The 21,936-nt window shown below is 65.0% G+C and carries 20 protein-coding genes; 13 read left to right on the forward strand and 7 right to left on the reverse strand.

Annotation, left to right across the window (positions count from 1 at the left end; all coding sequences use genetic code 11):
* Positions 1 to 9: 9 nt before the first annotated feature.
* Positions 10 to 1,452: a metalloprotease TldD gene (tldD, locus tag NH8B_RS08480; RefSeq protein ID WP_014086911.1), complete on the forward strand. Its 1,443-nt coding sequence runs from the start codon at positions 10 to 12 to the stop codon at positions 1,450 to 1,452.
* Positions 1,453 to 1,594: 142 nt separating this feature from the next.
* Here tldD and NH8B_RS08485 read toward each other — a convergent pair whose 3' ends face one another.
* Complete coding sequence (locus tag NH8B_RS08485; protein ID WP_148282954.1) at positions 1,595 to 2,506, reverse strand: LysR family transcriptional regulator; 912 nt, start codon at positions 2,504 to 2,506, stop codon at positions 1,595 to 1,597.
* A gap of 111 nt (positions 2,507 to 2,617) precedes the next feature.
* Here NH8B_RS08485 and NH8B_RS08490 point away from each other — a divergent pair, with 111 nt between their 5' ends.
* The 9 genes from NH8B_RS08490 to NH8B_RS08530 all read left to right on the forward strand — a co-directional run bounded on the left by NH8B_RS08490 (position 2,618) and on the right by NH8B_RS08530 (position 11,436).
* The gene (locus tag NH8B_RS08490) at positions 2,618 to 3,727 is read left to right on the forward strand and encodes a muconate/chloromuconate family cycloisomerase (RefSeq protein ID WP_014086913.1); all 1,110 of its coding nucleotides are present in this window, start codon (positions 2,618 to 2,620) and stop codon (positions 3,725 to 3,727) included.
* Positions 3,728 to 3,775: 48 nt separating this feature from the next.
* Positions 3,776 to 4,066: a muconolactone Delta-isomerase gene (gene catC, locus NH8B_RS08495; protein ID WP_041703407.1), complete on the forward strand. Its 291-nt coding sequence runs from the start codon at positions 3,776 to 3,778 to the stop codon at positions 4,064 to 4,066.
* Between the two features lie 110 nt (positions 4,067 to 4,176).
* Positions 4,177 to 5,097, forward strand: a complete 921-nt coding sequence (gene catA / locus NH8B_RS08500) for a catechol 1,2-dioxygenase (RefSeq protein ID WP_014086915.1) — start codon at positions 4,177 to 4,179, stop codon at positions 5,095 to 5,097.
* Positions 5,098 to 5,172: 75 nt separating this feature from the next.
* Positions 5,173 to 6,540 (forward strand): benzoate 1,2-dioxygenase large subunit, encoded by a 1,368-nt coding sequence (gene benA, locus NH8B_RS08505; RefSeq protein ID WP_014086916.1) that lies wholly within the window; start codon positions 5,173 to 5,175, stop codon positions 6,538 to 6,540.
* Complete coding sequence (gene benB, locus NH8B_RS08510; RefSeq protein ID WP_014086917.1) at positions 6,537 to 7,028, forward strand: benzoate 1,2-dioxygenase small subunit; 492 nt, start codon at positions 6,537 to 6,539, stop codon at positions 7,026 to 7,028. Before benA ends, benB begins: the two co-directional genes overlap by 4 nt.
* A gap of 119 nt (positions 7,029 to 7,147) precedes the next feature.
* A complete protein-coding gene (gene benC, locus NH8B_RS08515; RefSeq protein ID WP_014086918.1) occupies positions 7,148 to 8,167 on the forward strand; it encodes a benzoate 1,2-dioxygenase electron transfer component BenC in 1,020 nt (339 codons plus the stop codon).
* Between the two features lie 3 nt (positions 8,168 to 8,170).
* Complete coding sequence (locus NH8B_RS08520) at positions 8,171 to 8,950, forward strand: 1,6-dihydroxycyclohexa-2,4-diene-1-carboxylate dehydrogenase (protein ID WP_014086919.1); 780 nt, start codon at positions 8,171 to 8,173, stop codon at positions 8,948 to 8,950.
* An 87-nt stretch (positions 8,951 to 9,037) separates the two neighbouring features.
* Positions 9,038 to 10,276, forward strand: coding sequence for a benzoate/H(+) symporter BenE family transporter (locus NH8B_RS08525; RefSeq protein ID WP_014086920.1), 1,239 nt, complete (start codon positions 9,038 to 9,040; stop codon positions 10,274 to 10,276).
* 221 nt (positions 10,277 to 10,497) lie between these two features.
* Positions 10,498 to 11,436, forward strand: coding sequence for a LysR family transcriptional regulator (locus tag NH8B_RS08530; RefSeq protein WP_014086921.1), 939 nt, complete (start codon positions 10,498 to 10,500; stop codon positions 11,434 to 11,436).
* Here the strand turns inward: NH8B_RS08530 and NH8B_RS08535 are convergent.
* The 6 genes from NH8B_RS08535 to NH8B_RS08560 form a co-directional block, all read right to left on the reverse strand.
* The gene (locus NH8B_RS08535) at positions 11,426 to 11,689 is read right to left on the reverse strand and encodes a helix-turn-helix domain-containing protein (RefSeq protein ID WP_014086922.1); all 264 of its coding nucleotides are present in this window, start codon (positions 11,687 to 11,689) and stop codon (positions 11,426 to 11,428) included. The genes NH8B_RS08530 and NH8B_RS08535 overlap by 11 nt on opposite strands.
* Before the next feature lie 232 nt (positions 11,690 to 11,921).
* Complete coding sequence (locus NH8B_RS08540) at positions 11,922 to 13,304, reverse strand: MFS transporter (protein ID WP_014086923.1); 1,383 nt, start codon at positions 13,302 to 13,304, stop codon at positions 11,922 to 11,924.
* Between the two features lie 366 nt (positions 13,305 to 13,670).
* Complete coding sequence (locus tag NH8B_RS08545) at positions 13,671 to 14,417, reverse strand: alpha/beta hydrolase (protein ID WP_014086924.1); 747 nt, start codon at positions 14,415 to 14,417, stop codon at positions 13,671 to 13,673.
* Positions 14,418 to 14,664: 247 nt separating this feature from the next.
* A complete protein-coding gene (locus NH8B_RS08550; RefSeq protein WP_014086925.1) occupies positions 14,665 to 15,264 on the reverse strand; it encodes a MarC family protein in 600 nt (199 codons plus the stop codon).
* Positions 15,265 to 15,485: 221 nt separating this feature from the next.
* Positions 15,486 to 16,046, reverse strand: a complete 561-nt coding sequence (locus NH8B_RS08555) for a frataxin-like domain containing protein (RefSeq protein ID WP_014086926.1) — start codon at positions 16,044 to 16,046, stop codon at positions 15,486 to 15,488.
* A 91-nt stretch (positions 16,047 to 16,137) separates the two neighbouring features.
* Positions 16,138 to 17,100: a LysR family transcriptional regulator gene (locus NH8B_RS08560; protein WP_014086927.1), complete on the reverse strand. Its 963-nt coding sequence runs from the start codon at positions 17,098 to 17,100 to the stop codon at positions 16,138 to 16,140.
* Between the two features lie 167 nt (positions 17,101 to 17,267).
* On the opposite strand from NH8B_RS08560, the gene NH8B_RS08565 reads away from it, so the two are divergent.
* From NH8B_RS08565 to NH8B_RS08575, 3 genes are all read left to right on the forward strand, one after another.
* Entirely contained in the window at positions 17,268 to 18,971 is a 1,704-nt protein-coding gene (locus NH8B_RS08565) for an AMP-binding protein (protein WP_014086928.1), read from the forward strand.
* A gap of 97 nt (positions 18,972 to 19,068) precedes the next feature.
* Entirely contained in the window at positions 19,069 to 20,577 is a 1,509-nt protein-coding gene (locus tag NH8B_RS08570) for a CoA-acylating methylmalonate-semialdehyde dehydrogenase (RefSeq protein WP_014086929.1), read from the forward strand.
* Positions 20,578 to 20,767: 190 nt separating this feature from the next.
* On the forward strand, positions 20,768 to 21,928 hold the full coding sequence (locus NH8B_RS08575) for an acyl-CoA dehydrogenase family protein (protein ID WP_014086930.1): 1,161 nt from the start codon (positions 20,768 to 20,770) through the stop codon (positions 21,926 to 21,928).
* Positions 21,929 to 21,936 lie beyond the last annotated feature (8 nt).

Genomic DNA, 21,936 nt, shown 5'->3' on the forward strand with positions numbered 1-21,936 from the left:
GATTCCATCATGCAAGACGTCTCCTCTATCGCCCGAGAACTGCTGTTGGCCCCTTCCGGCCTCGATGAGCGTGATCTCGAGCGCACCCTGGCGCGCATGACTGAGCACCAGGTCGACTATGCCGATCTCTATTTCCAGTACACCCGCCACGAGGGTTGGAGTCTGGAGGAGGGCATCGTCAAGTCGGGCAGCTTCAATATCGACCAAGGTGTCGGGGTGCGCGCCGTGGCGGGAGAAAAGACCGCCTTCGCCTATTCCGACGAGATCAACACCGAGGCGCTGATGCGTGCCGCCGACGCGGTGCGCGAGATCGGTCGCAGCGGTGGCAGCGGCTCGGTGGGTTCGGTCTCCCCGCGCAGCAGCCGAGCGTTGTACCCGGCACTCGATCCTTGCGCCAGCCTGGAGGCGGCGGCCAAGGTGGCGCTGCTGGAAAAGGTCGAGAAGCTGGCGCGCGCCATGGACCCGAGCATCATCCAGGTGATGGCGGGCCTTGCCTCCGAGTACGACGTGATCTACCTGGCGCGCCACGACGGCGTGCGCGCCGCCGATGTGCGCCCGCTGGTGCGCATGTCGGTATACGTGATCGCCGAGCAGGACGGCCGGCGCGAGTCCGGCAGCAGCGGTGGCGGCGGCCGGGTCGACCTGTCGCATTTCACCGATGAAGTGGTCGAGCGCTACGTGCGCCAGGCGGTCGAGCAGGCCAAAGTGAACCTGCAGGCGCGTCCGGCGCCGGCCGGGCAGATGACCGTGGTGCTCGGCCCGGGCTGGCCGGGGGTGTTGCTGCACGAGGCGATCGGCCACGGCCTTGAGGGGGATTTCAACCGCAAGGGTACCTCGGCGTTCAGCGGCCGCATCGGCCAGCGCGTGGCGTCGCCCGGGGTGACGGTGGTGGATGACGGCACCCTGGCGGCGCGGCGCGGCTCGCTTGCCATCGACGACGAGGGCAACCAGACCGAGCGCACCATGCTGATCGAGGACGGCATTCTCAAGGGCTATATGCAGGACGAGATGAATGCCCGGCTGATGGGGGTGGCACCGACCGGCAACGGCCGGCGTGAGTCTTACGCCCACATTCCGATGCCGCGCATGACCAATACCTACATGTTGGCCGGCCAGCACGATCCGCAGGAGATTATCGCCTCGGTGAAGGACGGCCTGTACGCGGTGAATTTCGGCGGCGGTCAGGTGGACATCACCAGCGGCAAGTTCGTGTTCTCGGCGTCGGAGGCGTGGCGCATCGAGGACGGCAAGCTGAGCTACCCGGTCAAGGGTGCCACGCTGATCGGCAACGGTCCCGACGTGCTGCACTACGTGTCGATGATCGGCAACGATCTGCAACTCGACGCCGGGGTCGGCGTGTGCGGTAAGGAAGGGCAAAGCGTGCCGGTGGGCGTGGGTCAGCCGACGCTGCGCATCGACGGCGGGCTCACGGTGGGTGGGACAGGCGGCTGAAGCGTCGAATCGCCGGAGTGAACGAGAAGGGGGCATCGTGCGATGCCCCCTTTTTTCATTAGGGCGGGGTGGCCGGCGGGGCGCTCAAGCCGGAGCACCGCGGTTGCTTCTTCTCTGGTGCCGGCACGGCCGGATGCTCCGGCTAATTGCCCGGGTAGAACTCGATATTCTGTTCCCGGTACAGATCGTAAATCATCTCCAGCAATGCCTTGATGTCGTCCGATTCATCCAGCAGGCGAGTGCTCAGGATGATCGGCGACACCAATTGCGGGTCGTCCAGTTCCATGTAGCTGACATCTTCCCGCTTCAACCCCTTCACGCTGCTGGGCACGATGGATACGCCCTCGCCGGCCGCGACCAATCCCAGGGCGATCTGCAGTTCGCGCACCTCGTAAATCGATTTCGGTTCGATCGCCCTGTCGTGAAAGGCCACCAGCACCTGGTCGGCGAAGCTCGGACGCGGGCTCTTGGGGAAAATGATCACCGTTTCCATCGCCACATCCTTCAGCGATAACACCGGTTTGGCCAACAGCAGGGGATGCCCCGACGGCAGCGCCACCATCAGGCGCTCATCGCGCAGCAGAATGCGACGTACGTTAGGGTCCTCGTGGCGGATGCGGCCGAACCCGACGTCGATGCGTCCCTCCTTGAGCGCCTGGATCTGCTCCATGGTGGTCATGTCGTGCAGGCTCAGTTCGATCTCGGGAAACCGCGTTCTGAAGCGCCGGATCACCTTGGGTAGCATGCCGTACAGCGTCGACGCGACGAAGCCGATCGACATCTTCCGCTCGATTTTTCCCACGCGCTGGGTCATGGCCGCGAGCTCGGCGGTTTGCGCCAGTAACTGCTGGGCGTGCGCATAGAAGAAGCGCCCCGCCTCGGTCAGCTTCAGCGGCCGGGCATTCCGCTCGAATAACTGCACCCCCAGATCTTCCTCCAGTTGCTGGATTTGCCGGCTCAGCGGCGGCTGGGCGATGTGCAGGCGTTCGGCGGCTCGGGTGAAGTTCAGTTCCTCCGCCACGGCGATGAAATAGCGTAAATGGCGCAGCTCCAAGACCATACCTCCCAGGTATAAAAGTGATACTAAATCAGTGTTGGACGGTGTGAAATCAACTACTTATGCTTCGTACCAGGTCAAACAGATTTACTTCCATATCCTAAAGACATGATCAGATCAATCGAAACCATTCTAGTCGATGTGCCCACCATCCGCCCGCACAAGTTGTCGGTGGCCACCATGAACACCCAGACCCTGGTGCTGGTGCGCGTGCAGTGCGAAGACGGGATCGAGGGCTGGGGCGAGGCGACCACCATCGGCGGCCTGAACTACGGCGACGAGAGTCCCGAGAGCGTCAAGGTCAACATCGACACGCACATCGCCCCGCTGCTGATCGGTCAGGAGGCGCGCAACGTCGCCGCAGCGATGGCCCGGGTGCGCAAGGTCATCCAGGGCAACCGCTTCGCCAAGTGCGCACTGGAAACCGCGCTGCTGGACGCCCAGGCGCGCCGCCTCGGCATCCCGCTGTCCGAACTCCTGGGCGGCCGCCTGCGCGACGCGCTGCCGGTGGCCTGGACCCTGGCCAGCGGCGACACCGCCAAGGACATCGCCGAAGCCGAGAGCATGCTCGAGCAGCGCCGCCACCGCATCTTCAAGCTCAAGATCGGCCTGCGCCCGGTGGCCGACGACGTCAAGCACGTGCTCGCCATCAAGCAAGCCCTGGGCGACGCGGTGAGCGTGCGCGTCGACGTCAACCAGGCCTGGAGCGAGCTCGACGCCGTCAACGGCATCGCCGCGCTGCAGGACGGCGGTGTCGACCTGATCGAACAGCCGGTGCGCGCCGAGAACCGCGCCGGGCTGGCCCGCCTGGCGCGCCAGTTCGCGGTGCCGGTGATGGCCGACGAAGCGCTGCACGGCCCGCTCAGCGCCTTCGAGTTTGCCAAGGACGCCGACGCCGATGTGTTCGCGGTCAAGATCGCCCAGTCCGGCGGCCTGATCCCCGCCAAGCAGGTGGCCGATATCGCCCAGCTCGCCGGCATCGGCCTGTACGGCGGCACCATGCTGGAAGGCGCGGTCGGCACCGCCGCCTCGGCCCACGTCTTCGCCACCTTCGGCGAACTCGCCTTCGGCACCGAGCTGTTCGGCCCGCTGCTGCTGACCGAGGAAATCCTCGTCGAGCCGCTGCAGTACCGCGACTTCATGCTGCAGGTGCCGACCGGACCGGGCCTGGGCATCCAGATCGACAGGGACAAGCTGGCCACCCTGCACCGGAAATAAATGACCCGCCGGGTTTCACCAAAAGATCAACAGGAAAGGATGGACGAGATGCTGTTCCACGTACGCATGGAAGTGAATCTGCCGCCCGCGATGCCGGCCGCCGAGGCCGCCGCACTGAAGCAGGTCGAGAAGGAACAGGCGCAGGCGCTGCAGCGCGCCGGCAAGTGGCGCCACCTGTGGCGCGTCGCCGGGCAGTACGCCAACGTCAGCCTGTTCGACGTCGAGAGCGTCGACGAACTGCACCAGCTGGTGTCGACCCTGCCGCTGTTCCCGTACATGAAGATCGAGGTCACACCCTTGTGCCGCCACCCCTCGTCGATCCGGGACGACGACCGCTAAGCCCCGAACCCCCACCCATTCAGCCCGAGACAAGGCCGTGAAATGCGTTCGGCCGGTTGAACGGAATGCCGCAACGCATTGGCACGACGATATAAATGAGGAGTAGAGACATGACACACGCAGAAATCGACGCCCTGGTAAAAAGCTTCCTGGTCGACACCGCCACCGGCGAAGTCAACCCGCGCGTGCAGCAGATCGCGGTGCGCCTGACCAGCGACCTGTTCAAGGCCATCGAAGACCTCGACCTCAGCCCGAGCGAAGTCTGGAAAGGCCTGGAGTACTTCGCCGAAGCCGGCGCCACCCACGAACTGGGGCTGCTGGCCGCCGGCCTGGGTCTGGAACGCTTCGTCGACATCCGCATGGACGAAGCCGAAGCCAAAGCCGGCCTCACCGGCGGCACCCCGCGCACCATCGAAGGCCCGCTCTACGTCGCCGGCGCGCCGAAGTCGGAAGGCTTCGCCCGCATGGACGACGGCAGCGAGGTGGAGCAGGGCGAAGTGCTGTTCATGCAGGGCACCGTGTACGACGCCGACGGCAAGCCGCTGCCGGGCGCCCAAGTCGAAGCGTGGCATGCCAACCTGATGGGCAACTACTCGTTCTTCGACAAGAGCCAGTCGGACTTCAACCTGCGCCGCACCATCGTCACCGACGCCAACGGCCGCTACCAGTTCCGCAGCATCATGCCGATGGGTTACGGCTGCCCGCCGGAAGGCACCACCCAGCGCCTGTTGAACCTGCTCGGCCGCCACGGCCGCCGTCCGGCGCACATCCACTTCTTCGTGACCGCCGCCGGCCACCGCAAGCTGACCACGCAGATCAACATCGACGGTGACGACTACCTGTGGGACGACTTCGCCTTCGCCAGCCGCGAGGGTCTGGTGCCGGCGGTGAACCGCGTTACTGATGCGGCGGAGATCGACAAGAAGGGCCTGCAGAAGCCGTTCGCCTCGATCGACTTCGACTTCCGCCTCAACGGCGAAACCGCGGCCGCGCCGACCACCGAAGTCGAACGCAAACGCGCCAGCGCCTGATCGACACCGAGCATAGAGCAACAGGGACGGGCCCTGCCCGGCAGGGTCCACTTGTCCCGATAGAGGAGAACGGCAATGATCCCCATTCATCCCGATACCACCCCGAAGCTGAAGAAGCTGGACGATTACCTGATCGAAAACCCGCAGACCGGCGACTACCGCGTGCACCGCAGTGTCTTCACCGACGAAGCGCTGTTCGAACTCGAAATGAAGCACATCTTCGAGGGCAACTGGATCTACCTCGCGCACGAGAGCCAGATCCCGAACGTCAACGATTACTACACCACCACCATGGGCCGGCAGCCGGTGTTCATCGCGCGCAACCGCCAGGGTGAGCTGAACGCCTTCGTCAACGCGTGTACCCACCGTGGCGCCACGCTGTGCCGTCACAAGCGCGGCAACAAGGCGACCTACACCTGCCCGTTCCACGGCTGGACTTTCAACAACAGCGGCAAACTGTTGAAGGTGAAGGACCCGGAAGACGCCGGTTACCCGGACTGCTTCAACAAGGAAGGCTCGCACGACCTGAAGAAGGTGGCGCGCTTCGAGAACTACCGCGGTTTCCTGTTCGGCAGCCTGAACGAAAACGTCAAGCCGCTGACCGAATTCCTCGGTGAAGCGGCCAAGATCATCGACATGATCGTCGACCAGTCGGCCGAAGGGCTGGAAGTGCTGCGGGGCTCGTCGACCTACACCTTCGACGGCAACTGGAAGCTGACCGCCGAAAACGGCGCCGACGGCTACCACGTCTCCGCCGTGCACTGGAATTACGCCGCCACCACCAGCCACCGCAAGGAACAGAGCGAGCGCGTCGATACCACCCGCGCCATGGACGCCGGCAAGTGGGGCAAGCAGGGTGGGGGCTTCTACGCCTTCGAGCACGGCCACATGCTGCTGTGGACGCAGTGGGCCAACCCGGAGGACCGCCCCAACTTCGCACGCCGCGACGAGTACGCCGAAAAGCTCGGCCCCGAGATGGCGGACTGGATGGTGCGCAACTCCCGCAACCTGTGCCTGTACCCGAACGTGTACCTGATGGACCAATTCGGCTCGCAGATTCGCGTGGTGCGCCCGCTGTCGGTGAACAAGTCCGAAGTCACCATCTACTGCATCGCGCCCAAGGGCGAGTCGGACGAGGCGCGCGCGCGCCGCATCCGCCAGTACGAGGACTTCTTCAACGCCAGCGGCATGGCCACGCCGGACGACCTGGAAGAATTCCGTGCCTGCCAGCAGGGTTACTCCGGCATCGCGCTGGAATGGAACGATATGTGCCGCGGTTCCACGCACTGGATCGAAGGCGCCGACGAGGCGGCGAAGAAGATCGGCCTCAAGCCGGTACTGAGCGGGGTCAAGACCGAGGACGAGGGTCTGTACACGGTGCAGCACCGCTACTGGCTGGACGTGATGAAGCACGCCGTGCGCGAGGAAGGAGAACAGGCATGAGCAACGTCAACATGGAGCAGATCCGCAGCTTTCTCTACCGCGAAAGCCGCCTGCTGGACGACGAGCAGTGGGACGAGTGGCTCGAGTGCTACCACCCGGACGCCGAGTTCTGGATGCCGTCGTGGGACGATGACGACAAGCTGGTTACCGATCCGCAGCGCGAAATCTCGCTGATCTACTACGCCAACCGCCAGGGCCTGGAAGATCGCGTGTTCCGCATCAAGACCGAGCGCTCCAGCGCCACCATGCCGGACACCCGCACCAGCCACAACATCAGCAACGTGGAGCTGGAAAAGCAGGATGGTGACCTGGTCACGGTGCGCTTCAACTGGCACACCCTGAGCCACCGCTACAAGACCACCTACAGCCATTTCGGCATGGCGCGTTACGTGATCGATTTTTCCGGCGCGAGCCCGAAGATCCGCAACAAGTATGTGGTGCTGAAGAACGATTACATCCACCAGGTAATCGACGTCTACCACATTTAAGCAAGCATCGAGAGCCGCCGGCCTTCCCGGCGCAGCGCCCCCGCCGTCTTGTATTGGACAGGACGGCGCGGCGACGCGGGACGGGGGAGGCGCGGCTCGGTACGGCAGGAGTAGGAATCATGAGCTACAACATCGCACTTCAATTCGAGGACGGCGTCACCCGTTTCATCAGCTGCAACGAAAACGAAAAGCTGTCCGACGCGGCGTATCGCCAGAAGGTCAATCTTCCGCTGGATTGCCGCGACGGCGCCTGCGGTACCTGCCGCTGCTTGTGCGAGTCGGGCGAGTACGACCTGCCGGAATCGAGCTACATCGAAGACGCCCTGGCCCCGGAGGATGCTGAGCAGGGCTACATCCTGACCTGCCAGACCCGGCCCAAGTCGGACTGCGTGATCAAGATCCCGGCCTCGTCGGTGGCGTGCAAGACCGGCGTGTCGAGCTTCGGTGGCACCATCGCGGCGGTGCGGCCGCTGTCCGACTCCACCATCGGCTTCTCGATCAAGCTCGACGATCCGGCGAGTCTTTCCTTCCTGCCGGGCCAGTACGTCAACGTCGGCATTCCCGGCACCGAACTGACCCGCGCGTATTCGTTCAGCTCGGCGCCCGGCGCCAGCGAGGCCGCGTTCGTGGTGCGCAACGTGCCGAACGGGCGCATGAGCCACTTCCTGAGCCATGACGCCAAAGTGGGCGAGCGCATGACGTTTGCCGGCCCGTACGGCAGTTTCTACCTGCGCGAAGTGGCGCGGCCGGTGCTGTTCCTGGCCGGCGGCACCGGCATCGCGCCGTTCCTGTCGATGCTCGACGTGTTGGCCGAAAGCGACAGCACGCAGCCTATCCGCATGGTGTTCGGCGTGACCAATGACGTCGACCTGGTGGCGCTGGAGCAATTGGACGCCATCAAGGCCCGGCTGCCGCAGTTCGACTACCGTACCTGTGTGGTGGCGGCCGAGAGCGCCCATCCGCGCAAGGGTTACGTCACGCAGCACATCGAGCCGGAATGGCTCAATGCCGGCGACGTGGACGTCTATCTGTGTGGCCCGGTGGCGATGGTGGAGGCGGTGCGCGGCTGGCTGCAGCAGTCGGGCGTGACCCCGGCGAGCTTCCTGTATGAAAAATTCTCCGCCAGCAGCGAGGCCTGAACCATGAGTACACGTTTCAAGGACAAGGTGGTCATCGTCACTGGCGCGGCCCAGGGTATCGGGTGCGGCGTCGCCCTGAGTGTGGCGGAAGAGGGCGGGCTAGTCGTGCTGGCCGACCGCTCCGAGCTGGTGCACGAGGTGGCCGGCGAGATCAAGGCCAGGGGTGGCCAGGCCACGGTGGTGACGGCCGACCTGGAAAGCTACAACGGCGCCCAGCTCGTGGTGGAAGCCGCCGAGGAGGCCTACGGCCGCGTCGACGTGCTGATCAACAACGTCGGCGGCACGATCTGGGCCAAGCCCTACCAGGAATACGAGGAGGCGCAGATCGAGGCCGAAATCCGCCGCTCGCTGTTCCCCACCCTGTGGTGCTGCCGCGCCGTGCTGCCGGGCATGGTCGAGCGCCAGCAGGGGGTGATCGTCAACGTGTCGTCGATCGCCACGCGCGGCATCTACCGCATTCCGTATTCCGCCGCCAAGGGCGGGGTGAACGCGCTCACCGCGAGCCTCGCCTTCGAGCACGCCGGGGACGGCATCCGTGTCAACGCCGTGGCTACCGGCGGCACCGAGGCGCCGCCGCGCAAGGTGCCGCGCAATAGCGCGCCGATGAGTGAGCAGGAAAAAGTCTGGTACCAGGGCATCGTCGACCAGACCCTTTCCAGCAGCCTGATGCACCGTTACGGCACCATCGACGAGCAGGTGCGCGCTATCCTGTTCCTGGCGTCGGACGAGGCGTCCTATATTACCGGCACGGTGTTGCCGGTCGGTGGCGGCGATCTGGGCTAGGCGCCACCCACGAGTCCCTCTTGCATCATCGCGTTCGGACCTCTCATCCTGATGGGTGAGAGGTCATTTTTTGATGAGGCATACTCAATGAACAATTCATCCCAAGACCGTTCTCTGGCGTCCCCGGCACCCGATGCGAGCGGTTCGCTGCGCCAGGACTGGTCGCTCTCCGCCATCACCGCCGGCTTCCTCGCGGTGCTGATTTCCTATTCCGGTCCGCTGGTGATCTTTTTTCAGGCCGCCAAGGTGGCCAACATGTCCAACGAGATGATCTCGTCCTGGGTCTGGGCCATCTCGATGGGCGCGGCGGTGTCCGGCATCGTGCTGAGCTGGCGCCTCAAGGTGCCGGTGGTGACCGCCTGGTCCGCGCCCGGCACCGCCTTGCTGGTGACGCTGTTTCCCGGCGTCACGCTGAACCAGGCGGTGGGGGCCTATCTCACCGCCGCCGTGGTGCTGTTGCTGATCGGCGCGTCGGGCTCGTTCGACCGCCTCATGCGCCATATTCCCAAGGGTATCGCCGCCGGGATGATGGCGGGCATTTTGTTCCAGTTCGGCGCCAGCGCCTTCAAGTCGGTCGGCTCGATGCCGGTGCTGGCGTTCGGCATGGTCGGCGCCTACCTGCTGTTCAAGCGGCTGTTGCCGCGTTACTGCATCGTGCTGGTGCTGCTGTGCGGCGCCGCGTTGGCCGTGCTCCTGGGGCAGACCCACCTGGGCGATGTGCGGCTCAGCCTGGCCACGCCGCAGTTCATCCGCCCGGAGTGGACGCTGGGCACCACGCTGAGCCTGGCGCTGCCGTTGGTGATGGTGAGCCTGACCGGCCAGCATCTGCCTGGCATGGCGGTGCTGCGCGTGTCGGGTTACGACACCCCGGCCAAGCCGATCATCACCGTCACCAGCCTGGCCTCGCTCGTGGTGGCGTTCTTCGGCGGCATCACCATCGTCATCGCTGCCATCACCGCCGCGCTGTGCACCGGCAAGGACGCGCACGACGACCCGTCGCGGCGTTACGTGGCGGGTATCGCCAACGGGGCGTTCTACCTGATCGGCGGGATGTTCGGCAGCACCATCGTGCTGCTGTTCACCGCCTTGCCCAAGGAATTCGTCGCCGTGCTGGCAGGGCTGGCGCTGATCGGGGCGATTTCGGCCAACGTGCAGGGCGCGGTCGAGGATGCCGAGCATCGCGAGGCGTCGATGATCACCTTTCTGGCGACGGCCTCCGGTATGAGCTTCCTTGGCCTGGGTTCGGCCTTCTGGGGCGTGGTGATCGGCTGCATCGCCTACCTGGTGCTGAACAAGCCGCACCAGCGGCAGGCCAAGGGGACTTAGCGGGGCCACGTCCCCGCGGCGTCCCTCCCTCATCCGGAGCCGGGCGCGCAGGCCGGCTGGCCGCGCGGCCCCGCTCCACGTTGCCTGTTTTTCGCGGCCTAGTGGCCGGCGCCGATCCGGCCGCCGGTTGCGGAGGCGATCGACCACGCTTTCCCAAACGACACTCCCGCCGCGTGGCTTTCGGCCAACGGTGCGGTGTCGTGATGTCCTGGAGGTTTGCTATGGAACTGCGCCACCTGCGTTACTTCGTTGCCGTCGCCGAAGAAGGCAACATCACGCGCGCGGCCGAGCGGCTGCATATCGCCCAGCCGCCATTGAGTCGCCAGATTCAACAATTGGAAGATGATCTCGGGGTGGTGCTGATCGAGCGCGGCTCGCGCCCGCTCAAGCTGACCGAGGCCGGGCAGTTCTTCTATGGCCATGCCTTACAGTTGCTGTCGCAGACGCGCGAGCTCAGGGCGATGACCCAGCGCATCGGGATCATCGACAGCAAGATGTCGATCGGGTTTGTCGGCTCGACGCTGTACGGCATGTTGCCCAAGATCATTCGGCGCTTCCGCGACGCGCACAAGACCATCGAACTGAGTCTGCACGAAATGACCACGATGGAGCAGATTGGCGCACTCAAGGAGGGCCGCATCGACGTCGGGTTCGGTCGTATCCGTCACGAAGATCCCAATGTGCGCCGCATCGTGTTGCGCGAGGAGCGCCTGATGGCGGCCTTGCCCAGCGAGCACCCGCTGGCGACCAAGCCCGCACTGTCGCTGCAGGATATCGCCATGGAGACGCTGATCGTGTTCCCGAAATCGCCGCGCCCGAGTTTTGCCGATCAGGTGCTGGCGGCGTTTCATGACCGGGCGCTGGAGCCAAGAAGCATCTACGAGGCGCGCGAGCTGCAGATCGCGATAGGGTTGGTGGCGGCCGGGGTCGGCATCGCGATCGTTCCCTCCAGCGTGCAGGGCCTGAAGCGCGAGGATGTCTGCTATCGGGAGCTGGATGTGCCCAATATGGTGTCGCCGATCATTCTCAGCACCCGTCTGCTCGACGAGTCCAACGATGTCAAACTGCTCATCAAGATGATTATCGACATTTACGAGGCGGAATCGATGGCGCATGCCGTTTCCGCGCAGGACTTGAACGGCGTGCTGCTCAATACCTGATCGGTGCTGGCCGATCCAGGGCCTTGCGGTATGCCTGGCTCAGGGCCAGCACTTTTGCCGTCACGCTGAAATAGCCTTTTGCCTCGCGCTGGACGAAGCCCATTTTGTTCAGCGTGTACAGGCAGCGATAAACCGCCGCATAGGGAATGCCAGTTTGCGCACTCACCTCGGTGACGGAAAGGGTTGGGTTGTCGGCGGAGAAAGCCTGCAGTACGGCAAGGCCGCGTTCAAACGGGGTGTGGGAGGCATTCATCGTCAATCCCTCGGGAAAATAAGCGGCTGATTCAGGTTGGAACCGGCAGGGGTAAAGACGGGGAAATAAACAGTTTGGCGACGGCTGGAAAATAACCGGCACGGCATTTGAGGTAACGGGGCAGGGAAGTAGTCGGGCGTATTGTGCCATCCGCTCCGGATCGAGCCGGGCTGATATCCAGCCCGGCTCTGCTACGCGGTTTTTGCTTTCCCGGCCCGTCAATGCGCCGGTTTTATTCCGCCGGTTTCAGCGAGGGCAGGGCGCCAGCCGCTGCCGTGTCACGCCCGGTTTTCACCGACAGGGTCCAGAGGGCCAGCATGGCGATGCCGGCGGGGAGGGTGAGCAGGGTCAGGGTCTGGCTGAACGGCAGCTGCATCCCCTGCAAGACCCCGCCCAGCAGGGCACCGGCGATGCCACCGAAGCGACCGATGCCCAGCATCCAGGCGATGCCCGTGGCACGACCCTGGGTCGGGTAGATCGGTGCGGCCAGCGCCGGCAGCGAGGCCTGGGCGCCCGTCACCATGACCCCGGCGAGGAAGATCAGCACGGCGAACAGCGAAACGTTGTCCATGCTCTGGCCCACCGCCACCAGGAACAGCGCGGCCAGCACGTAGACCAGGCTGAGCACGCGGCCGGGGTTGTACTTGTCCATCAACAGCCCGCTCACCAGGGTGCCGATGCCGCCGCCCAGCGGGAATAGTGCGGTCAGCAGGGCCGCCTTTTGCGTGCTGAATCCCGCGTCTTTCATCATCAGCGGCATCCAGTTGGTCAGCAGATAGAAAATCAGCAGGCCCATGAAGTAAGTGACCCACAGCATCAGCGTCGGCACCAGGAACGGCCTGGACAGGATCAGGCTCAGGGCCGATTTCTCCACCTTGCCCTTGCCGGCCGCTTCACCGATGACGCATTGCTTGACGTGGCTCAGGTCTTGGCGGCAAATCCGCTCCAGCACCGCTTTGATTTTCTCGATCGGGTACTGTTTGGCGGCCATGTAGGACACCGACTCGGGCAGGTGGCGGATCATGAACGGCAACAGGGCCAGCGGCAGGATGCCGCCCAGGATGAAGACGCCTTGCCAGCCATAGTGCGGAATCAGCCCGGCCGAGACGAACCCGCCCGCGGCGGCGCCCAGCGGAAAGCCGACGTAGACGGCGTTGACCACGAAGGAGCGACGTTTGGCCGGGGCGAGTTCGGCGATCAGGGTGACCGCGTTGGGCATCGCCGCTCCCAGGCCGAGGCCGGTCAGGAAGCGCAGCGCCGACAGGCTCGGGACGCTGCTGGCGTAGGCCGTCAAACCGCTGAAGACGGCAAACACGATGGTCGAGGCGATCAGCACGTTCTTCCGGCCGAAGCGGTCGGCACTGGGGCCCGCCGCCATGGCGCCAAAGGCCAGACCGAACAAGGCGGCGCTCAAGACCGGCGCCAGCGAGGGGCGGCTGATGCCCCATTCGGTGACAAGGGCGGGCGCGACGTAGCCGATGGCCGCGGTGTCGAACCCGTCCAGCGCCAGAATGGAAAAGCAGAAGAACAAGACCAGCCAGTGATATTTCGTAAAATCCTGCTCGTTGATTAATGCCGTCACATCGACGACTTCCTTGCTATATTCTCGACTCATTTTTCCTCCGTAAACTGATCGACTTGCCTGCTGGCGCCGGGTTTTTAGGGCGGCGCTGCATAGTTTTATTTTGTTTGAATGGGAGTGCCGAAATGAAAGCGCCGTTTTAATGAACGGCCCATTCAAGGCAGTCGTATCCTGGGGATAAAGAAATCGACCGTCTAATACTGTTTCAGTATCCGACGATACTCGGCCAGTATTGAGCAGGGAGGAGGCCCATTCCCGCTGGAAAGCGGGCTGGTAAAAAGCGCGGGGAGCTGGAAAAAAAGCCCGCCTCTCGATGAAAGGCGGGCTTGGGGGCCGGTATGGTCTGATGTGCCTGAGCGGCGCCTGGAGGGGTGCGGCGGCGGCCGGAGGCTTTACTCGTTATGCCAAGCAGCGTGCCGTCAGCCAGGCGACAAAGTCGTGGGCCATCTCGGAGGTCAACTGATGGCCCACCGGATAGAGGTGCAACTGGTGGGGTACGCCCAATTCACGGAGCCAGTTGCCGGCTTTTTCCGCCCAGCTCAATGGCAGCTTGTCGTCGAATTCACCGTGCGAGACGAAGCCCTCCAGCCGTGCCAGCGCGTCGGGCGCACCGAGATGCGGGGCGATTTCCGGCAGGATGCGCCCCGACAACAGGCCGAAACCGCCCACCTGCTGCGGTTCGGTCAGAGCCAGGCCGGCGCTCATGATGCCGCCCTGGCTGAAGCCCGCCACGACAGTGTGCGCGGGATCGATGCCGCTGGCCGACTGCAGGCTGGCAGCCAGTTGCTGCAACTGCTGCCGGCTGCGTTCGGCCTGGTCCGGGTTGATCGACGGGCCTTGCGGACCGAAGCTCACCTGGAACCAGCCGAACTGCCCTGGTCCGAACTCCAGCGGGCCGCGCACCAGCGCCACCTTGATGCGGGCGTCGAGTAGCGGTGCGAGTCCGGCCAACTGCATCTCGTTGCCGCCCACGCCGTGCAGCAGCAACAACAGGGCCTGCGGCCGGGGCGCCGACGCCGCGGCTGGCAGGACCAGCGTGCGGTAGGTCAGCCCCGAAGCGGCATCGTGCTGCGGGGGCGAAAGCTGCGCGCTGGACAGGGTGAGCGGCTGCGGCGAGGTCGGGTCACGGTCTTGCGGCGGGGTCATCGGGTATCCTTGCAGGAAATGCGGCAACAGGGGTGAGCATGGCGTCCATTCTGAGGCGTCCCCAGGAGCCGATAAACCCGGGTTCAGGAAAATGACTGTCTCCCGACAGGAAACAATCATCCGGTGCTCCCGTGCTCATGCTCCGCCGCCCAGCACGCTCAGGTCCAGGGTGTGCGGGCAGCCGATCCACAATGTGCAATCGCGGTGGTCGCGCAGGAGGTATTCCAAACGCGCAGGGAGACACGTCCTAGCCCAGCTTCTTGAGGTAGGCCGCCACCCCGCCCATCAGCATCTCGATCGAAATCGCGGTCAGCACCAGCCCCATCAGCCGTTCCAGCGCCGCGATCACCGGCTCCCCGAGCAGCTTTTGCAGCCGCCCGGAGGCCAGGAACACCGTGGTGCTGACCAGCATGGTGATTGTCAGCGCGCCGGTCCACTCCAGCATGCGTGCCGGTTCGCGCGTCGATAGCAGCAGTACGGTGGCCATGGCCGAGGGCCCGGCGATGAGCGGAATCGCAATCGGCACGATGAAGGGTTCGCCCTGGGATTTGCCGGAAAAGGCGCTTTCCTCGCCGGGAAAGATCATCTTGAGCGCGATCAGGAACAGGATGACGCCGCCCGCGACGCGCAGCGACTCGTCCGAGAGCTGCATCAACTCCAGGAAATGGCGCCCGAAGAACAGGAAGGTGAGCAGCACCGCGAACGCGATCAGGCACTCGCGCAGCACCACGCGCCGGCGCCGTTCCGGCCGGACCTGCTTGAGCGCGGTGATGAAGAGCGGGATGTTGCCCAGCGGATCGGTGATGAGGATCAAGAGCACGGTGGCCGACCAGAACGATGTTTCCATGTTTCTCCCGGAGTCAGCGCGGCATCAGGCCGCTGGCGGCGACAAAAAGGCGTCCGCCTGTTTTACCCAGTATGCCGCAGCGGCCGGCCAGTGCGGTATCGTCGACCCGTCGCGAATGGGGCGTTCACCCGGGCTGCAGCACGGGTGTCATAGGCAGGGTGGCTTCGGCCGACGTGTTGCCGTTCAGGGGCCTGGCTGTCGTTACCGCGTCGCGATGGAAATCAGAAGCAGCTGAATCCGGTCACGAGGGCGAGACGGTCCACGCGAGAGGTCGGTCCGAAGATTTGCTCGAGCTCCTTCACAGTCATGGGGAAACCGACGGGGTGGGTGCCTTGCGCCGTCCTGAATATCTCCTTGAAGGCCGAGCCGCACGCGCCCAGAGTCAGGGAGTCGACTTTGCCGTCTTGCGTTATATCGAAGGAAAAGTATTGATGTCGGCCCACCACCGATGCCCACAGCGGCAAATCGGGGTGCCAGATGGCCTGGGTGAGCGTACCGTTCTGATCGATGCGAATGCCGTGTTCGCTCAAGGTCTGCCGGGTGATCTGCCGGGAGTCGACCCACGCGCCATCGGGAAAACGAAACTGGAAGGGGGTCGCCTTGTCCAGCTTGATCCAGAGATTGTCGATCGGATTCTGCTCGTTGCCGGCGTAGCGGAAACCACGCACCACCGGGCTGCCTCGCAGCTCGATGAAATAGTTCTCGCCGTACTGCGGCCGGGCGCAGCCGGAACAGGTCAGCAGCGCCAGCAGCATTACCCCGACCAGCCAATGGGTCTTCATGAACGTGCTTCCGGGCGTTGCTTCGCCGCCCTGGCCGAGTCGGGAGCGGCAGGCGATGCCGCGGTGGCGATAGTTTCGCCAGAGCCTCGTTTCATGCCGCTTCCTCCGCTTCCAGGTAGCTCATGCGGAGCGCTTCGCCGAGCAGGAAATCCTGATTGAGCTGGGCGCAGGTACGCAGGTAGTCCGCTGCCAGCGTGATGCGCTTGAGCTTGCGCAGGTCTTCACTGTAGTACATCCAGAATTGCCGTGTGACGGCCACCTGCTCCGGCAGCACCCGGACGAGCCGCGGGTCGTCGCCGACCAGAAAGCAGGGCAGGATCGCCAGGGCGCGGCCTTGCAGCGCGGCCTGGTACTGGGCGATCACGCTGGTGCTGCGCAGCGGGCTCCTGGCGCCGGGCAGCACGTCGTCCATGTACAGCAGCTTGGGGCTGAAGGCCAGGTCATCGACGTAGGTGATGAAGCGGTGTCCGGCCAGGTCTTCCGGCTGCCGGATCGGCGGGTGGCGTGCCAGGTAGTCCGGGGTAGCGTACAGGAGCAGGCGATAGTCGCACAGCTTGGAGCACACGTAAGGCCCGCGCTCGGGGCGCTCCAGCGTGATCGCGATGTCCGCCTCGCGCCGCGACAGGTTGATGAAGTGCGGCACCGGCAGGATATCGACGGTGATGTCGGGGTAGCGGTCCTGGAAGCGGCTGATCTGCGGGGTGACGAAGCCGGAGCCGAAACCCTCGGTGCAGCCGATGCGCACGTGGCCGGACAAGGCGAAGCCGGTCCCCGATACCTCTTCACAGGCGGCCTGCAAGGCGCTTTCCATCGCTTCGGCATAGCGCAGCAACTGTTGCCCATCCACGGTAAGGACGAAACCGGCCGAGCGTGACTTCTCGAACAGCAAGGCGCCCAGCGCCTGCTCCAGCGCGCGGATGCGGCGCGACACCGTGGTGTAGTCGACGCCGAGGCGCTTTGCCGCGCTGCTGGCGGTGTGGGTGCGGGCGACCTCGAGAAAGAACTTGATGTCGTCCCAGTTCAGCCGGTCGACGGGTATGGGGTTTTTTTGCATATCGCTCCGGTGTTTTTGTCTATTCCTGATGGATTTTCTCCTATCTATACTCGTTTTCAACCACCCAGACCAGCGGCTTCGGCGGGTTGAAGCACAACAAAAAAAACGAACCGGGCCGGCACAGAGCGAGACGTGCCGGAGGTGTTCCATCCAGGAGAGAGACGTCAATGAATGCACGTTGCCAGGCCTTCGTGGCCGCGCGGGATTTTCTGCTGACTCACCGTACCGACTACGCCACGGCGTATCGAGACTTCCGCTGGCCCCAGCTCACCGAATTCAATTGGGCGCTGGACTATTTCGACGAGCTGGCGCGTGGCAACCAGGCACCGGCGCTGTGGATCGTCAACGAGGACGGCAGCGAGGAGCGTTACAGCTTCGACGAGCTGGCGCGGCGTTCCAACCGCGTCGCCAACCATCTGCGCGCCCTGGGGGTGAAGCGCGGCGAGCGCATCCTGCTGATGCTGGGCAACGAAGTGGCGCTGTGGGAAACCATGCTGGCGGCGATCAAGCTGGGGGCAGTGGTGATTCCCGCCACCGCCTTGCTCACCCCGGAAGACCTGTGCGACCGCCTCGACCGTGGCCGCGTCAGCCACGTGGTGGTGGGTCAGGCCCATCTCGACAAATTCGCCGAGGTGGCGGGCAACTACACCCGCATCGCGGTCGGTCCGGCCACGGCGGGCTGGATCGAACACGCCGCCGCCGCAAGCTACCCGGACCGCTTCGAGCCGGATGGCACGACGCTGGCGACCGACCCCTTGCTGCTCTATTTCACTTCCGGCACCACCTCCAAGCCCAAGATGGTGTTGCACAGCCACCAGAGCTACCCGGTCGGCCATCTCTCCACGCTGTACTGGATTGGCCTGCAGCCGGGCGACGTGCACTTGAACATCTCGTCGCCGGGCTGGGCCAAGCACGCCTGGAGCTCGTTCTTTGCACCGTGGAACGCCGGTGCCTGCGTGTTCATCCATAACGTGGCGCGTTTCAGCGCCCCGGCCTTGCTCGGTGTGCTGGAGCGCTGCCGCATCACCAGCCTGTGCGCGCCGGCCACGGTGTGGCGCATGCTGATCCAGGAAAATCTGGCGGCCTACCGCGGTCGGCTCAAGCTGCGCGAGCTGGTGGGCGCCGGCGAGCCGCTCAATCCGGAAATCATCGAGCAAATCCAGGCGGCCTGGGGCCTGACGCTGCGCGACGGCTACGGCCAGTCCGAGACCACCGCGCAGATCGGCAATACCCCCGGGCAGCCGCTCAAGGCGGGGTCGATGGGCCGGCCATTGCCGGGCTACCACGTGGCGCTGATGGGGCCCGATGGCGAACTGGCGAGCGAAGGCGAAGTGGTGCTGCCGCTCGAACCGCGCCCGCTCGGGCTGATGCTGGGGTATGCCGACAGCCCGGAGAAAACCGCCGAGGCGATGGCCGACGGCTACTACCGCACCGGCGATACCGCGATGATCGACGACGAGGGCTACATCACCTTCGTCGGCCGCGCCGACGACGTGTTCAAGGCGTCGGACTACCGCATCAGCCCGTTCGAGCTGGAGAGCGCGCTGATCGAGCACCCGGCGGTGATGGAGGTGGCGGTGGTGCCAAGCCCCGACCCGGTGCGCCTGGCGGTGCCCAAGGCCTTCATCATCCTGGCTCCCGAGCAGGTGGCGGATCGCGAGTTGGCAGAAACCATCTTCCGCTTTGCGCGCGAACGGCTGGCGGCCTACAAGCGCGTGCGTCGCATCGAGTTCGTCAGCGAGATGCCCAAGACTCTGTCGAGCAAGATCCGCCGCGTCGAATTGCGCAAGCTGGAGGCGCAGCGCCGCGAGGAGAACGCGCGCGGACCACAGGAATACTTCGAAGACGATTTCCCGGCGCTCAAGGGCTGACCGGCACCGCACCGCTCTCATTTCCCCGTTAACGACACATCCCCTCGGCCCTGGCGCCGAGGGGGCTGGCCCACTTCGTCCATAAGGCAGGCTCATCATGACTCTTTCCACCACCGTTCCCACCGTCAAGCTCCTGATCAACGGCGAGTTCGTCGAATCGCAGACCAGCGTCTGGCGCGACGTCGTCAACCCGGCCACGCAGGAGGTGCTGGCGCGCGTGCCGATGGCCACTCCGGCCGAGGTCGACGCCGCCGTGGCCGCCGCCAAGACGGCTTTCAAGAGCTGGAAGAAAACCTCGATCGGCAGCCGCGCGCGCATCTTCCTCAAGTACCAGCAGCTGATCCGCGAACACATGAAGGAACTGGCGGCCATCCTCACCGCCGAACAGGGCAAGACCCTGGCCGACGCCGAGGGCGACGTGTTCCGCGGCCTGGAAGTGGTCGAGCACGCCGCCAGCATCGGCAACCTGCAACTGGGCGAGTACGCCGAGAACGTGGCGAGCGGCGTCGATACCTACTCGGTGCTGCAGCCGCTCGGCGTGTGCGCCGGCATCACCCCGTTCAACTTCCCGGCGATGATCCCGCTGTGGATGTTCCCGATGGCGATCGCCACCGGCAACACCTTCGTACTCAAGCCGTCCGAGCAGGACCCGATGGTGACCATGCGCCTGGTCGAGCTGGCGCTGCAGGCGGGTATTCCGGCCGGCGTGCTCAACGTGGTGCACGGCGGCCCGGACGTGGTCAACGCCATCTGCGACCACGCCGACATCAAGGCGATCTCGTTCGTCGGTTCGAGCAAGGTCGGCACCCACGTCTACAACCGGGCGAGCCTCGCCGGCAAGCGCGTGCAGTGCATGATGGGCGCCAAGAACCACGCCATCGTGCTGCCGGACGCCAACAAGGAGCAGGCGCTCAACCAGCTCACCGGCGCGGCCTTCGGCGCGGCCGGCCAGCGCTGCATGGCGCTGGCCGTGGCGGTGCTGGTGGGCGAGGCGAAAAACTGGATTCCGGAACTGGTGGCCAAGGCCAAGGCGCTGCGCGTCGGCCCCGGCAAGGACAACCCTGACGTGGGGCCGCTGGTGTCGTGCACCGCACGCGACCGCGTCGAATCGCTGATCGCCCAGGGGGTGGAGCAGGGCGCCCGGCTGGAGCTGGACGGGCGCGGCATCAAGGTGCCTGGCTTTGAGCAGGGCAATTTCGTCGGCCCGACCATCTTCAGCGGCGTGAAGCCCGGCATGGCGATCTACGACCAGGAAATCTTCGGGCCGGTGCTGTGCCTCACGGCGGCCGACACCCTGGACCAGGCCATCGAACTCATCAACGCCAACCCCAACGGCAACGGCACCGCCCTCTTCACCCAGAGCGGCGCGGCGGCACGCAAGTTCCAGGAGGATATCGACGTCGGCCAGGTCGGCATCAACGTGCCGATCCCGGTGCCGGTGCCGCTGTTCTCGTTCACCGGTTCGCGCGCCTCCAAGCTGGGCGACCTGGGCCCGTACGGCAAGCAGGTGGTCCTGTTCTACACCCAGACCAAGACTGTCACCAGCCGCTGGTTCGACGACGCGGCCAGCAGCGGCAAGGTCAATACCACCATTTCGCTGAGCTGATCGCCCGTCCTATTAGGCGGCTGCGCCTGCGCATCTTGAGGTCGGGCGGTGCTCTGCGCGTGCGAATTTCTAATTCGCTCAGCCATGATCCTCATGGACTACATGTCCACTGAGGTTCCTGCGCTCCGTCCTTCCTCAACCTGCTTTGGCTCGCTCGCCTACTGGAACAAGCTTGATAAAAGGAATGACTATGGATTTCCAACTGACTGAAGAACAGATCGCCTTCCAGGACAGCGCGCGTGAGTTCGCCCGCCACGAGCTGGCACCCTACGCCGCGCACTGGGACGAGGAGGAAGTCTTTCCCAAGGACACCCTGCGCCGCGCCGGCGAGATGGGCTTCTGCGGGCTGTACACGCCGCAGCAGTACGGCGGGCTGGGGCTGACCCGGCTCGACGCCGCCATCGTGTTCGAGGAACTGGCCGCCGGCTGCACCTCCACCGCCGCCTACCTCACCATCCACAACATGGTGAGCTGGATGATCGGCAGCTTTGCCCGAACGGAAGTGGCCGAGCAGTGGGGGCCGGCGCTGGCGAGCGGCGCCAAGCTGGGCAGCTATTGCCTCACCGAGCCCGGTGCCGGTTCGGACGCCGCCAACCTGCGCACCCGCGCCGAGCGCGACGGCAACGTCTACCGCCTTAACGGCAGCAAGGCCTTCATCTCCGGCGCCGGCAGCACCGACGTACTGGTGGTGATGGCACGCACCGGCGGCCCGGGCGCCAAGGGCATCTCCGCCTTCGTGGTCCCGGCCGATCTGCCCGGCATCAGCTACGGCAAGAAGGAACGGAAGATGGGCTGGAATTCGCAGCCCACCCGCACCATCACCTTCGACAACGTCGCCGTGCCTTCGGCCAACCTGTTGGGCGAGGAAGGCCAGGGCTTCACCTTCGCCATGAAGGGGCTGGACGGCGGGCGCATCAACATCGCCACCTGCTCAGTGGGGACAGCCCAGGCCGCGCTGGAAGCCGCAGCGCGCTACGTGCAGGAACGCCAGCAGTTCGGCCAGGCGCTGGCCGAGTTCCAGACCGTGCAGTTCCGTCTCGCCGACATGGCCACGGAACTGGTCGCGGCGCGCCAGATGGTGCGCCTCGCTGCCTGGAAGCTCGACAGCGGCAGCCCGGACGCCACGGCCTACTGCGCCATGGCCAAGCGCTTCGTCACTGATGCCGGCTTCAAGGTGGTGAACGAGGCGCTGCAGCTGTTCGGCGGCTACGGCTACATCAAGGAATACCCGCTCGAACGTCACCTGCGCGACAGCCGCGTGCACCAGATCCTGGAAGGCACCAACGAGATCATGCGCGTCATCGTCGCGCGCCGGCTGCTGCAGGACGGCGCGCTGGAGACGCTGCGCTGATCGCCACG

Origin of the sequence: Pseudogulbenkiania sp. NH8B (genome assembly GCF_000283535.1) — a bacterium.
GTDB classification, from domain to species: Bacteria; Pseudomonadota; Gammaproteobacteria; order Burkholderiales; family Chromobacteriaceae; genus Pseudogulbenkiania; species Pseudogulbenkiania ferrooxidans.

Bases quoted from the DNA above. Each gene is read 5' to 3' on its own strand.
- tldD (WP_014086911.1), top strand. From the start codon at position 10: ATGCAAGACGTCTCCTCTATCGCCCGAGAACTGCTGTTGGCCCCTTCC.
- NH8B_RS08490 (WP_014086913.1), top strand. From the start codon at position 2,618: ATGATCAGATCAATCGAAACCATTCTAGTCGATGTGCCCACCATCCGC.
- catC (WP_041703407.1), top strand. From the start codon at position 3,776: ATGCTGTTCCACGTACGCATGGAAGTGAATCTGCCGCCCGCGATGCCG.
- catA (WP_014086915.1), top strand. From the start codon at position 4,177: ATGACACACGCAGAAATCGACGCCCTGGTAAAAAGCTTCCTGGTCGAC.
- benA (WP_014086916.1), top strand. From the start codon at position 5,173: ATGATCCCCATTCATCCCGATACCACCCCGAAGCTGAAGAAGCTGGAC.
- benB (WP_014086917.1), top strand. From the start codon at position 6,537: ATGAGCAACGTCAACATGGAGCAGATCCGCAGCTTTCTCTACCGCGAA.
- benC (WP_014086918.1), top strand. From the start codon at position 7,148: ATGAGCTACAACATCGCACTTCAATTCGAGGACGGCGTCACCCGTTTC.
- NH8B_RS08520 (WP_014086919.1), top strand. From the start codon at position 8,171: ATGAGTACACGTTTCAAGGACAAGGTGGTCATCGTCACTGGCGCGGCC.
- NH8B_RS08525 (WP_014086920.1), top strand. From the start codon at position 9,038: ATGAACAATTCATCCCAAGACCGTTCTCTGGCGTCCCCGGCACCCGAT.
- NH8B_RS08530 (WP_014086921.1), top strand. From the start codon at position 10,498: ATGGAACTGCGCCACCTGCGTTACTTCGTTGCCGTCGCCGAAGAAGGC.
- NH8B_RS08535 (WP_014086922.1), bottom strand. From the start codon at position 11,689: ATGAATGCCTCCCACACCCCGTTTGAACGCGGCCTTGCCGTACTGCAG.
- NH8B_RS08540 (WP_014086923.1), bottom strand. From the start codon at position 13,304: ATGAGTCGAGAATATAGCAAGGAAGTCGTCGATGTGACGGCATTAATC.
- NH8B_RS08545 (WP_014086924.1), bottom strand. From the start codon at position 14,417: ATGACCCCGCCGCAAGACCGTGACCCGACCTCGCCGCAGCCGCTCACC.
- NH8B_RS08550 (WP_014086925.1), bottom strand. From the start codon at position 15,264: ATGGAAACATCGTTCTGGTCGGCCACCGTGCTCTTGATCCTCATCACC.
- NH8B_RS08555 (WP_014086926.1), bottom strand. From the start codon at position 16,046: ATGAAGACCCATTGGCTGGTCGGGGTAATGCTGCTGGCGCTGCTGACC.
- NH8B_RS08560 (WP_014086927.1), bottom strand. From the start codon at position 17,100: ATGCAAAAAAACCCCATACCCGTCGACCGGCTGAACTGGGACGACATC.
- NH8B_RS08565 (WP_014086928.1), top strand. From the start codon at position 17,268: ATGAATGCACGTTGCCAGGCCTTCGTGGCCGCGCGGGATTTTCTGCTG.
- NH8B_RS08570 (WP_014086929.1), top strand. From the start codon at position 19,069: ATGACTCTTTCCACCACCGTTCCCACCGTCAAGCTCCTGATCAACGGC.
- NH8B_RS08575 (WP_014086930.1), top strand. From the start codon at position 20,768: ATGGATTTCCAACTGACTGAAGAACAGATCGCCTTCCAGGACAGCGCG.